This is a genomic window from Nostoc sp. DedVER02, from assembly GCF_034530675.2.
Classification (GTDB): domain Bacteria; phylum Cyanobacteriota; class Cyanobacteriia; order Cyanobacteriales; family Nostocaceae; genus Nostoc.
The window spans coordinates 73,868-86,829 of record NZ_JAVRCP020000008.1 but is presented as its reverse complement, the minus strand read 5'-3'; the positions used below and the strand labels follow the sequence as shown (position 1 = coordinate 86,829).

General features: G+C 40.4%; 14 protein-coding genes. 13 read left to right on the top strand and 1 reads right to left on the bottom strand.

Going from position 1 to position 12,962, the window contains the following annotated elements; genetic code table 11:
* Positions 1-50: 50 nt before the first annotated feature.
* Positions 51-1,742: a dihydroxy-acid dehydratase gene (ilvD, locus tag RMZ41_RS11290; protein WP_322641973.1), complete on the bottom strand. Its 1,692-nt coding sequence runs from the start codon at positions 1,740-1,742 to the stop codon at positions 51-53.
* Between the two features lie 208 nt (positions 1,743-1,950).
* On the opposite strand from ilvD, the gene RMZ41_RS11285 reads away from it, so the two are divergent.
* The 13 genes from RMZ41_RS11285 (at position 1,951) to RMZ41_RS11225 (ending at position 12,831) form a co-directional block, all read left to right on the top strand.
* On the top strand, positions 1,951-4,692 hold the full coding sequence (locus RMZ41_RS11285; RefSeq protein ID WP_322641974.1) for a DEAD/DEAH box helicase: 2,742 nt from the start codon (positions 1,951-1,953) through the stop codon (positions 4,690-4,692).
* A gap of 101 nt (positions 4,693-4,793) precedes the next feature.
* A complete protein-coding gene (locus RMZ41_RS11280; protein WP_322641975.1) occupies positions 4,794-5,540 on the top strand; it encodes a hypothetical protein in 747 nt (248 codons plus the stop codon).
* 29 nt (positions 5,541-5,569) lie between these two features.
* The gene (locus RMZ41_RS11275) at positions 5,570-5,788 is read left to right on the top strand and encodes a hypothetical protein (protein ID WP_322641976.1); all 219 of its coding nucleotides are present in this window, start codon (positions 5,570-5,572) and stop codon (positions 5,786-5,788) included.
* A gap of 73 nt (positions 5,789-5,861) precedes the next feature.
* Entirely contained in the window at positions 5,862-6,884 is a 1,023-nt protein-coding gene (locus RMZ41_RS11270) for a bifunctional DNA primase/polymerase (RefSeq protein WP_322641977.1), read from the top strand.
* Positions 6,885-6,886: 2 nt separating this feature from the next.
* Positions 6,887-7,381 carry a hypothetical protein gene (locus RMZ41_RS11265; protein WP_322641978.1) on the top strand — a complete coding sequence of 165 codons (495 nt, stop codon included), beginning with the start codon at positions 6,887-6,889 and terminating at the stop codon, positions 7,379-7,381.
* 5 nt (positions 7,382-7,386) lie between these two features.
* Positions 7,387-7,809, top strand: coding sequence for a hypothetical protein (locus RMZ41_RS11260; protein ID WP_322641979.1), 423 nt, complete (start codon positions 7,387-7,389; stop codon positions 7,807-7,809).
* A gap of 43 nt (positions 7,810-7,852) precedes the next feature.
* Complete coding sequence (locus tag RMZ41_RS11255) at positions 7,853-8,581, top strand: hypothetical protein (RefSeq protein ID WP_322641980.1); 729 nt, start codon at positions 7,853-7,855, stop codon at positions 8,579-8,581.
* Positions 8,578-9,300, top strand: a complete 723-nt coding sequence (locus tag RMZ41_RS11250) for a hypothetical protein (RefSeq protein ID WP_322641981.1) — start codon at positions 8,578-8,580, stop codon at positions 9,298-9,300. The genes RMZ41_RS11255 and RMZ41_RS11250 overlap by 4 nt, the downstream gene beginning before the upstream one ends.
* 2 nt (positions 9,301-9,302) lie before the next feature.
* Positions 9,303-9,899, top strand: a complete 597-nt coding sequence (locus tag RMZ41_RS11245; protein WP_322641982.1) for a Mov34/MPN/PAD-1 family protein — start codon at positions 9,303-9,305, stop codon at positions 9,897-9,899.
* Entirely contained in the window at positions 9,887-10,726 is an 840-nt protein-coding gene (locus RMZ41_RS11240) for a ThiF family adenylyltransferase (RefSeq protein ID WP_322641983.1), read from the top strand. The genes RMZ41_RS11245 and RMZ41_RS11240 overlap by 13 nt, the downstream gene beginning before the upstream one ends.
* Before the next feature lie 62 nt (positions 10,727-10,788).
* A complete protein-coding gene (locus RMZ41_RS11235) occupies positions 10,789-11,472 on the top strand; it encodes a hypothetical protein (RefSeq protein WP_322641984.1) in 684 nt (227 codons plus the stop codon).
* Positions 11,469-11,819: a hypothetical protein gene (locus RMZ41_RS11230; protein ID WP_322641985.1), complete on the top strand. Its 351-nt coding sequence runs from the start codon at positions 11,469-11,471 to the stop codon at positions 11,817-11,819. The genes RMZ41_RS11235 and RMZ41_RS11230 overlap by 4 nt, the downstream gene beginning before the upstream one ends.
* Positions 11,779-12,831: an SAM-dependent DNA methyltransferase gene (locus tag RMZ41_RS11225; protein WP_322641986.1), complete on the top strand. Its 1,053-nt coding sequence runs from the start codon at positions 11,779-11,781 to the stop codon at positions 12,829-12,831. The genes RMZ41_RS11230 and RMZ41_RS11225 overlap by 41 nt, the downstream gene beginning before the upstream one ends.
* Positions 12,832-12,962 lie beyond the last annotated feature (131 nt).

The window sequence follows — 12,962 nt, the reverse complement described above, 5'->3', positions numbered from 1 at the left end:
AGCTAGGAGGCATCTTTATTCTGGCTCCTCACTTCTCAAAACTTTAATAACTAGTTATTGAACAAGTCCAAATCTGTCACAGCCCCAAGACTGCTAGAAGATACCAACTTGGCATACTTCGCCAACACGCCTTTAGTGTAACGTGGTGCAGGAGGTTGCCAATTAGCACGACGACGGGCTAATTCTTCTTCGGATATATTCAACTGCAATAAACGAGCGGGTGCATCAATAGTAATGCTATCGCCTTCTTCTACAAGAGCGATCGCACCACCCACTGCTGCTTCTGGAGCAACATGACCAACCACCATCCCGTAAGTACCACCAGAAAAGCGCCCATCGGTAATTAATCCCACCGCATCACCCAAACCAGCCCCGATAATTGCCGAAGTGGGAGCCAACATTTCTCGCATTCCAGGGCCACCCTTGGGCCCTTCGTAGCGGATAACCAAAATATCACCAGCTTGAATTTTACCCGCCAAAATTGCATCTAAAGAGGCTTCTTCCGACTCAAACACCCGTGCAGGCCCGGTAATTACTGGTTTTTTCACCCCGGTAATTTTGGCGACAGCCCCGGAGGTTGCCAGATTACCTCTAAGGATGGCTAAATGTCCTTGGGGATACATCGGGTTATTCCAAGTCCGAATCACATCTTGATTAGCTGATGGTTCTTCTGGGATATCTGCCAATATCTCTGCAATGGTTTGACCCGTGATGGTGAGGCTATCACCATGCAATAAGTCATGTACGAGTAGCATTTTCATGACTTGCGGAATGCCACCAGCTTTGTGCAAATCTGTAGCTACATATTTACCACTTGGTTTTAGATCGCACAAAACGGGAACACGGGCGCGGATTGTTTCAAAGTCATCCAGGGTTAAGTCTACGTTAGCAGCGCGGGCGATCGCTAAAAAATGCAATACTGCATTGGTCGAACCACCCACCGCCATAATTACAGATATGGCATTTTCTATAGATTTGCGGGTGATAATTTGCCGGGGTAAGATTTGTTTACGAATGGCTTCGACTAACACAAAAGCTGATTTTTCCGTGCTGTCGGCTTTTTCGGCATCTTCTGCCGCCATTGTCGAAGAATAGGGTAAACTCATCCCCAGCGCTTCAAATGCTGAAGACATGGTGTTAGCTGTGAACATTCCCCCACAGGAACCAGCGCCAGGACAAGCTCGACTTTCGACTTCTAATAGTTCCTTGTCGTCAATTTTTCCGGCACTGTATTGACCAACAGCTTCAAAAGAACTGACAACAGTCAAATCACGTCCGTTATAGTGACCGGGTTTAATTGTGCCACCGTAAACGAATATTGCAGGGATATTCATCCGCGCGATCGCTAACATTGCCCCTGGCATATTCTTATCACAGCCACCAATGGCTAGCACACCATCCATACTTTGCCCAGTACAGGCGGTTTCAATCGAGTCTGCAATGACTTCCCGCGATACTAGGGAATATTTCATCCCTTCTGTTCCCATCGAAATCCCATCACTGATGGTTATTGTGCCAAACATTTGCGGCATCGCCCCGGCGGTTTTAATCCCAGTCTCCGCTATGAGCGCCAGTTCATTTATCCCCATATTACAGGGGGTGATGGTGCTGTAACCGTTGGCAACACCGACAATAGCTTTATTAAAATCTTCATCTTTAAAACCAACTGCCCGCAGCATAGCTCGATTTGGCGATCGCTGCACTCCTTGGGTCACAACTTGGCTTCTTAAATTCTCCGACATAGTTACATCTTCCTATGATTTCCATGTATGAGTATCATAAGTAGCAATTTTTGACATGTCCAATATATATTTATGAATATTTGAGACTTATAAAATATCAAAACTATGGAACTGCGACACCTACGCTACTTCATTGCTGTTGGCAATAACAAAAACCACTACTTTTGACTAACGCCTACCTGCTAAAACAGCAAGTAGGTAACTTTTTATGACCCAGATTGAATGGTTACAAGCAAATAAACAGGTTTATTCTAAAGAACATGGTGTTATCCATATCGCTGCTATCATCGAGAAAAATCTTTACTTCAAAAAGGGAAGTGTAAATCAAATTATTTTTGACTGGGAGCAGGAGGTAAATAGCGGTAATTTATTACCTCTTAACCAAGCACCAACAGGTAAAAGTATTCTCTACCAAGAAATAGCAGCTATTCTTGATGGCTCAGGAAAACTACAAAGTTGCGATGTAATTCCTGCTCAAGAAGCTAAACTTTGTCCCATACCAGATGATATTCACCCTCTAGTTAAATATGCCCTGAGTCAGTCAGGAATTACCCAACTATATTCTCATCAAGTCGAAGCATGGGAAGCTTACAAAAAAGGGGAAGATATCATTCTCCAAACTCCTACCAGTAGTGGTAAAAGTATCTCCTTTTTAATTCCAATCGTTCACGAGTGCCTAAAAGGTAAATCAGCTTTAGTATTCTTTAACTTAAAAGCACTTGCATTTGACCAGGTAGAGAAAATCCGCTCGTTTGTTAGTCACCTAGATGAAGAAGTTCGCCCCCAAGTTCTCAATATTAATGGTGATATTCCTCCCCAGGAGCGCAAACAACTTTACAGCCATCAACCCTCGATTTTATGCGTGACACCCGATGTATGGAACCACGAACTGAACAACTATCAGTTTGACTCAAATTGGGGATTTAGAGAAACAATTAGAAAAATCTCAATCATAGTCTGTGATGAAGCGCATTTCTATCAAGGCATATTCGGTTCACACTTTGCCCTACTTAATCGGCGAACTCAATTAATGATAGAATCTGCTGGTAACAATATTTCTAAATTGCAGTACATATTCGCTTCTGCAACAATTAGTAACAGCAGCGAAATTGCCCAGAAGATATCCAATCGAGTAGAACAAAGCAACCTTGCTATTATCGACCAAAGTGGGGCAAAACGCTCGGAGATTACTTTCCTTAGCCTCAAAGCACGAAACAATACTCTTTACCAAACTGCCCAAGTTGCAGCGATGCTCGTAACTAAAGGAATAGTCGGGATTTGTTTCTGCGATAGTAGAGAACTGGTAAAGGTTTTAACTAATGCCATTCGTAAAGCTTTAGTAGAGATGCAATTGCCTCACTTGGGAGAAAGCATCTCAGCATTTTATGGCAGCATGAAGGCAAATCAGCGTAACAAAATTATTGCAGATATACAGGGCGGGAAGGTCAAGTTCATTATATCCACAAGTGCTTTAGAAGCGGGTCTGGATATCGGGTCTATTGATGCAACTATCGTACATAGTTACCCAGGCTCAATTCTTGCCTTTCGCCAAAGAGCGGGACGTGCAGGCAGGCAAGAAGCAGGGCTATTAGTATTTATACCGTCGAAAAGGTCGATTATGGACTCTTACTACGCCAATCACCCGGAACGTCTCTTATCTGACCCTCCAGAAATTATCAACTTTAACCACAATTATGAAACGATTTTGGAGCAGCACATTCTCGCCTGTTGCAAAGAAAGTAAACCGACACAAGCTCAAATTGCACGGCATTTTGGTACTTCTGGCGATGCGATGGCTACGCCCGCCGCAGGCATCGCACGACAGCTAATCGGTAATAATCAACTAATTTTCAGTTATAACCAAAAACTGACAACTAATCGAAACCTTGGTTATGTCCACTCAAAAATTAAATTCAGAGGCAACACTGACCAAAACATCAGTTATATCAATCAAGATAGCGCGGAAGAGTTTGAGGAAAGTTCGGCATCATCTGCGCTACGAGAAGTTTACCTTGGTGCCATATATCTTGCTCAAGACTTTGACGGCAACCCCGTACAGTATAAATCACAAGAGCTAAATTTAACCGAAGGGAAAGCAATTCTCAAGCCAATTGAGGCAACCAACCTATTTAGTCGTCCCGAAGGAAGCCTAAATTTCGAGGAAATCAAAATTGCAGGGGAAGCCAAAATTATCAATCTTTCCCAAGGCGCAGCTAGATTTACACCTGTTTCAGCCAAAATCAAAGAAGAAATTTACGGGTACAACTTGTACAGGCTGGAACAAAAATGGACTTGTACTAATAACAGATGTCGCAACTTCAATTTAAATTTACCCGGACACATACAAACTTGTCCTGCTTGCAATACCCAACTTATTGAACGAGAATTTGTCGAACTATTGGAGGAAAATAAATACAAGGAAGCATTTGCTCTTAACTACAATACATTCTGCGTTAGGGTTGAAATTAACGCTAATGCAAGAAACTATTTTTCAGCTATCGTCAAAAATCTCCGAAAAGAGATACTCAACAAACAGAAATATATTTCCAATGAAGAAAAACAGCTATTTGAAAGCAATGAAACTCAGATTTGCGTTCATACTCTCGCACACCAACTCATGCTCAGTTTACCACTTGTCGAACATGGGGCAAACAGTCGAGATATCGATTTTCTGTTAATCGAAGTACCATCAAATCATAACATAGTAGGCTATTTCTTCGATACATGCGAACACGGTACAGGTATGTGCGATACTCTCATCAAGTATTTAGAAACTGCTTTTATGAAGGCAAAGTTTCTAGTAGATAATTGCCCTTGCAAATACGGCTGCTCATCTTGTACAACAATTCAACGCTGCCCTGATGATAACAAAGCACTATTTAAATCAATTGGGCTATCTCTACTGGAGGAAATAATCAATCCTACAAAAACAAGAACGATGAATCAATAATTAAGATAATCCTACCCATCTTGGGTAGGATTATTTTTTCAGTAATTAAACCACATACATCGCTTACGCACAAGATTTATGAAAGTTTGTGAGAATAAGCAATGTATATCGAACTATTAGCCGATTCAAGTCAAAATCCTAAACGGTTTCAAATTCTCCATGCACCAACTTATCTCCTCCTAGAAACAGATTTTAAGTTAGGAGATTTTGTTGAGTCTAATAGCATCGACTTTATTATCAATCATGCTGTCAATTTAGGATATGAAGTAAAAATATCCCATCCCAAAGAGCAAGATAATGAAAAATATACTCTCCCTCAAATCAGTGACGAGCTTGCTGATTTGATGATTAATTATCCATCAGACTTAAAATTACGAACTAATGGGATGGTTTTTGAACAAAGGGCATATTTAATGTCTAAAGTTTACGATGAAGTGTGCCAAAATCTCGAATCAAAAGCTCTCTTAAAAGAAGCCGAGTATTGGCTAATAAATTACGCACGAGAGGTAATTGCCAAACAATGCCATTACTTACCAGATATCCTGATTAAATTAGATAACCCGGTTGTTAGAGCAATGGCAATAGATACACTCATGCTCTGGCAGCCAGACTGGAAAAAAGCTATCTCCCAATATACAGGAAGCAGATTTGAAGCTGGTAATAATGAGTTTGAGATTATCAGCTACTATCATAATCAAGAAAAAAAGGGTAGGGACGGGATAATGGTACTGTGCAAGGTAACAAAAACCATGAATAATTATCTTGAATTTCCTACGTTTCCCTTCAATACAAACTGTACTCTTGGAACTTATCAAGTCGAAAATGCTCTGAACCAAAGGCTGGCTTAAAACAGAAATCAGAAGCTAAAATATCACTCATGAGCGACCAAGAAATCAGTTATTTAATAACAGGCATTTGCACGTTTCATTGGAATGCTGACTTTCATAAATTCTGTGAAGTCTGCAACTTTGATCCCAATCATGATTACTCAAAGGAGAAATGGCAGCAGTGGCAACAATTTGTATCCAGTATCAAAGCGTTTGACCAAAATACCCTTGCCAAGCTAGTAGAAGCAGGCCATCAGTTAGCACCGTAATCATAATATTAAACCACTACAGTCACTAACGCATCCGTGCATGAATTATCGAAATAATTAGCCACATGAATTCATGCACGCCCAAATTCGTCATTTGGTATCTTCGCTTGACAACTTACCCGAAGAATGGCGAATCGTCCCCACCTTTGGTAAACGTCCTCTAGGAAAAGAATGGGAAAAAAATACTTATTCTCCCAGAGAACTACAAGCCGAACTCGTCCGCCGCCGTCTAAAAGTTTGGACAAACAACAGATTGATCACCCCCACTGGTGTAGCCTTGGTATGCGGTTCCAATCATCCCCAAGGGTACTTAGTAGCTATTGACTGCGACGGCGAAACCTCCTGGCGACAAATTATCCAAATTAACGAACATACAGAACCAGAAGAACTTAACCAGCTAACACCCGTCGAAGCACGCGATACTCCTATGGAGTCGTTGTGCGATACTCCTACGGAGTCGTTACACGAACGCGCTCAAAAATACCTTCCTCCCACAATTGCATTTACCTCTGGAAGGAAATATCGCAGCCAACGCTTATACCTCATCCCAAATTCAAAAGCTTGGGAAGTAAAATCTCGCAAAATCAAAACTGGGAAGGATGAACACTTGGAGTTTCGAGGCAAAAATCTAGCCTCAATCCTTCCACCTTCCTTTCACCCAGAAGGCAGAAATTACAGATGGCTTCCTGGCTGTAGTCCATCTGAGCGCCAAATAGAAATAGCCCCTGACTGGGTAATTGCTCAGATGCTTGCCAAACAGGAGAAAACAAGAAAGTTTAACCTACCCAAAGAAAAATATAACCGCAGATATGGGGTAGACAGATACGCTCATTTAATTCCCTCAATCGAGACAAATATCCAGACTGCACTTGTACTACTTGAAGTTATACACCCTCGATTTGCAGATGATTACCACTCGTGGATTCAAGTCGGGATGGCACTTCATAGTGTCAGTCCCATTTTATTTAAAGCATGGGACACTTGGAGCCAACTTTCTCCTAAGTACAAATCAGGCGAATGCGCCTACAAATGGCAGTCTTTTAACAAGACAGGTATTACTATCCGCACCTTATTTAGATTAGCCAATCTCTCTTAATTATGAGCAGTCAAATATTACCTGACGAGAATGTAACTAACCTTGAAGACAGTTATAGCAGTAGAGATTTTAATCCTGATATTCAGGAGAATAGCGATTTAGAAGAAACATTAGATGAATTAGTAAACACTGAAGTTATAAACCAAGATTCATCTACCGAGATAGATTTAGGCAATTCTGACACAAAAACCACCTTAATAACCATTCAACTAATACCAAATTCTGAAACAGTAATTGTCTCAATTGGAATCAAAGGCGCACCTCCAATTATTAAGATAATTAACGTTGCTGAGATAACATCTCATCCTGTCATAAATAACTTGCTACAGGATTTAGAAAAATCTCTCCCAGAGATGTTAGATATCTGCAAGCAAAGGATGGAAAAGCAGACTATACATCAGAATAGACAGGAACAATCAAGACAAGTACAAAAGCGTAACCTGTCTGAAGATAAAGACAAAACACCCGCGCCTAACAACCAACTGTCACTATTTTAATTACCATGAAGTACATTGCTATTATCGAAGGACAAGAAATTCCTCTTGATGAGGCGATCGCTCTTGATAACAATACCCTCAAAACAGCCATTAGCGTCTACTTTCCAGAATATGCTAATGCCGAAATTGAACGACAAACAACTGATGATACGGTTTCAATTCGTTTAGTGAAAAAAGCAGGTACTAAGGGGAGTCAATTCAGAGAATTGAAAAATAGTTCTGAAGAAATAAATCCTGCACTAAAGTTAGGGTGGCAGATAAAGCTTCTGGAGATAAAAAATCAAATTAGTCTCGAAAATTTAATTACCCTACAACCTGAGATAGAAAAAGCTATCAAGCTCGGTCAAAATTGGGAAACATACATCGAAAAAGTAACTCGAAGCCTTAAACATCAACCTGCTGCCACGAGTAAATATCCCGTACTGTAATAACAAATTTATAGCCGCTATAACTTTTAGCGGCTGATTAATTATGCTTACAAACATACAATCATTCAAAATACCCATTACTTGTTTAACAGCAATTATCTACCTAGAAAATCTCTCCGAACGAATAAATATTTTAAGTCTGTATCAAAAAATATTCCCAGAGCAATGGCTAGAATCAACCATTCCTATTGATAAACAATCACATCCAACAAGTGTCTATATGGATAGAGAGATTGAATTCATTCAACTGGTGAATGATAATCTATTCCCAATAGAATATATCGACGAGATTGAGTTTAGTTCCGAACATAATAGTATTCCTGTCTCACCACAAAAAGTTGAATGGTGGTATGAAGATTTCGAGGAACTAGAATACTCAGAAAAGTTCCTCTTGTCGTTGATGGGGCAAGGGTACAATATAAGCCAATGGGAACTAAATTTTGGTTTTACTCCTGATTATATTGCTCTAGCAGAAGAAATTTACTTCGAGACACTTGTCAAGCTATGCCGTCGTTATAAAAGTCCTCTTCAATATTTAGATACAGCCATACGAATTATAGATTACTCGACTGAAAATATCTGGCTAGATGTTACGTGTGAAACAAGCGATTGGCTGGAATGGACTTATGAAAATATCATATTTCTCGGTCACAAGTGGAAAGAAGCCATCTCGATGATGGAAAAATCAAATAAGCTTACCCACTTGCTAGAAACATCCCTTCCTGCTCGAAAAGCAGCAGTCAAAGTTTGGAATCAAGCATCAAAAGCATGAATGTAGATACAAATATATTACCAATAATTAACTTAGAAAGTATATCGCAAATCCTGCTTGCAAATATTCCCCAAGATGATTTACTAGCACAGTTAGTTATCCTCAAAGGACAGTTTATCTTAGTCGAACACGAAGGGAAAAAATCTAAGTACAAATTTCTTTCCCCCGAAGCAGTAGAGAAAGCCTTCACAAGTAAAACTGCTACATCTGGATGGCTTTCTAGTAACACGATTTGGTGGGGTAAAAATCCAGAGGGAGAGGCAATTATTCAGTTTTACTCTCCCCAAAAATATCAAATTCAAATTATGGGGCAGGAAACTAAAGTAATTACTATCCCCATGCCTGCATTCCTCTTTGCTGGATGCGGTAGTAGATATTACCTGTGGGCAGTTAAAGGGAGGGTATTTAAACCAGACGCGCAACTGTACAAGCCACCTCTACCTAACGTCTGGGACGACTCTAGTATTTGCTTTGGGGGAAATTCTCCCGGTACATGCAGTGCTGCAACTATAAGCCAAACTTGGGAGTTGTTCTGGAAATCACCCTTTAATAAGGACTTGTCCCAAGGCAAGTCAAAAACTTATCCCGACAATATCTGCAACCAGCTAATCAAATTGCACGAGTCTAAACCCAAATCCTACCCTTCAAGTGACCTTGTTTCCGTTCATAGCTGGAAAGTCACAACCCCAGAAGACATTATCCATCATTTGTTCAGTTAGTCATGAATCCCTTTATCGGTTATCACTTCGCTACAAGTAATAATTTTCCTCCCTACAGCCAAAAACTTCAAGAATACTGGCTGGCAGCAAATGGGCTTTTCTTGCGATCGCACCGCCGCGAGTTAGAGGTTTGCTTGCAAGTGACTCAAACTCAAGTTGCTGGACTCCAACCCATTGAACCCTACTTTCGCCTGAAAGTCCCAAAAGTCCCAAGCCTTGTAATTGCTGATATTATCAATGCTGCCAGTATCAACCCCCAACAGGAAATCCTATTCTACTTGGGAGTGACAAACTACCAATGGTGGTGTCACACGCCACTGCAAACTGCGTCTTCTACTCACGTCCTATCTTTAGAAAGCGCACTCGATAAAAGCTATACAGATGGATTAGTGGAAATACATAGTCATGGAACTCTAGCTGCTTACCCTTCAAGTGTGGACAATCAGGAAGAAAAAGGCAAATTCCGAGTGTTCGCGATCATCGGCACACTGAATACCATTCCCACAATATACACCCGCATCGGGATATACAATCACTTTTTCGACATCAACCCCAATCACATATTTGAACTTCCGCCACAGGTAAAATGCTCGAATTAACTGCTTACCAACAAGCTTTACCCGTCTTACCTCGCAATCATACCCGTATTAACTTCGTCTTAGTGGGAGTAGGAGGAACAGGGGGGTTTCTTGCAGAAGATTTATGTCGAATTATTCTGCAACTCCAGCGCACGAGGAAAGAAATTAACTTTACGATCGTCGATGGCGATACTGTCGAGCTTAAGAATATCACCCGCCAAAATTATCAACAAGCTGAAATTGGGCTACCAAAGGTACAACCACTGGCTGCAAGATGCAGCGCCAAGTATGGAATTGAGATTACAGCCATTTGCGACTGGTTTGAAGAAGACATGATTCGCACCACCAATTCATGGAACACCCTAACAGTAATTATTGGTTGTGTGGATAACAGCGCCGCCAGGAGCAAAGTTCACTCAGTTCTCGAACTGAACAGTGCAAATGAGCCAGCATCGCTATTTTGGCTAGATTGTGGAAACAGCGACCACTCTGGCCAAGTAGTAGTTGGAACGCACTCTAATTTTAATATAGTTCAAGCTGCCAATAACCCAGACAAACCTAAATTCTGGTTGCATCTTCCCTCCCCGGCGCTGGTTCACCCGGAATTGTTAGTTCCTCAACTGGAAGAACTCACTGACAATAACCTCTCATGTGCGGAAATTCAAGCACGAAATTATCAGTCGCTATTTGTCAATAAAATGACGAGTGCGATCGCAGCCCAGTACTTACTAGAATTAACCCTTACGGGGGGGTTGAAAAAGTTCGCCAGTTATTTTGACCTCAAAACAATGTCAACCCGAAGTTTTTACGCAAGCATCGACAATCTGAAAAAATACTATATACCGTAGACAAATCACCACAAATAGCTGACGCATATTTATCCCAAAAAACAAATTTGGGATAGATTTTTATGAATCGATTCAATCACAAAACACTTGAGTTAGCCGAACATCATCCAGACTGTTTATCGACGAAAAATTATTCTAATCTCACTGTAAAAAGTGAATCCGAAGTTGCTGGAGGTCAGTTTCACCTCGTCATGCAACAAATTGGGTTAGGGCTACCAGTCGAACCTTTCTTAAAGGAATACCCCCAAATTAATAACTGGGTCGATAAGGTAAAACCTTTTATAAACATCCTTGGAAACAAACAATGGAACGCCCAACTTCAATATTTATATCACGATATCCTTCTCTATAGCGAGTGTGACCTTATTATCTATGGTGAAAATCAAGTAGTTGGGTTTGACTGGACAATTCAAAAACCTCTTAAATTTGAAATTCTTGAGAGCAAGTGGCAAACCCAATTGAGATTATTTCTCCTTCACGAACGAACTGGAATGCCATTAGAACAAATTAGCCTAGTTTACTTGTTCATAAATACTGATAGTATCTACCAGTTTACTTACTCTGAAAAGAAACATTTGGCTTTCAAAGAACGGTTAGAAGAAACACTCGCTCCTTTTATAGGAGACAACAATGAAAAGAAACATTTAGCCGATAAAATAACTCCTCAAGAAGCACATGATAAATGGCTGGCAAGAGAAATATCAACTACGGAATATTTAGCAGCAATTCCTGAAGTGGAATTATGAATCCAACAGAATTAAATATCACCAAAATCGAACTCACTTCTAACAGTGGTTGGACGCTCAATATCCTCTCACGTCGGGTAGCAACTATTACTGATCCCTTGGGAAACCGAAAAACCAGCTATTTCGGGTTCGATACCAAAGAACAAGCCGAAAAGTTTAGAGATTGGCTTCTCCGAAAAAACAAATGTAGTAGTGCAGTGATCCGTCACTCCGAACGATTAGCTACTGAATGGGAGGTAAAAACTTGGAATGTACCAACCTCCCTAATTCTTAAATGCGCCGTTAAAGATTTAAAGGAATCTAGCAATGCAACTATCTCTACTGAATCTGTCTTACAACGAGGATAACTCATCACTAGATATTTTCAATATTCCTAACTTAGAAAAAGCAGAATCTCTCCGTAATTTAGCCGCTTCCATGCAGTCAACTATTGACCAAAAGAAAAATCCTGCTATTGGGAATCAAAGGGCAACAAAGCGCCGTAAAACCATAGCTCAAGGGATAATCCAAGAAGGAATTGAACTTGAGATTATCCAGTCTTGGCTATTTGCGATCGCACAAATGTGGGAAGTAGGAAATATCCCACCAATACTACGCGGTATATTTCGTAAATCACAGGTGGAAGTGCTATTTGGGATTTCTCAAAGTGGAGAACCTAGCCAGAAAGTCCAAGAAATACTAGAAGGCGAATATTACCAAGACTGGGTAAAATCTCTCAGTCGCGCAGGGTTAAATACATCAGGCGAAATCATATCAGCAATAACAGAAATTCAACAGGTAGTAAAACCTGAAGCAATTGATACTACCAAGCAGCAACTTAATAAGCTTGAGTTAGAAATCATTGGCATGAAATCTGGAGATTTCTTTCCTACTCCCAAACCAGTTTGTCAACGACTTGTTCAACTGGCAGATATTGAAGCAAATTGGCGAATTTTAGAGCCTAGCGCTGGTAGCGGAAATATTGCTGAGTATATCACTAAAACTTACCCAAATGTTCAAATAGAGGTAGTTGAAGTGAATTACAACCTACGACAAATTCTAGAACTCAAAGGATTTAATCTCGTAGGGAAAAACTTTCTGGAGTTTAACCCCAGTCATTTATACAATGCCTGTATCATGAATCCTCCATTTTGCGAACTTGTCGAACATATCTATCAAGCTTGGAAGTTAATTATATCAGGTGGTGTATTAGTTTCAGTCGTCCCTGAATCGGTTTTCTTCAACCGGAAGTATCAAAGCTTCAAAGAGTGGCTACAGAGCAATAAGAGCTATGTCGAGTTGGTAGATAAAGATGCCTTTTTGAGTTCAAATAACCCTACAAATGTAGCTACTAGAATCGTCAAAATAATTAAACCATAGTGTACTACAAACGTATGGCGTACTGCCAACTTGATGAAACTAGGTATGTCACGTACATCTTCTCTAAATGGGGAAAGTATACGAGATACAAAATCCTTACACAGCAAGAATTAGAACTAGCAGTTACTAAG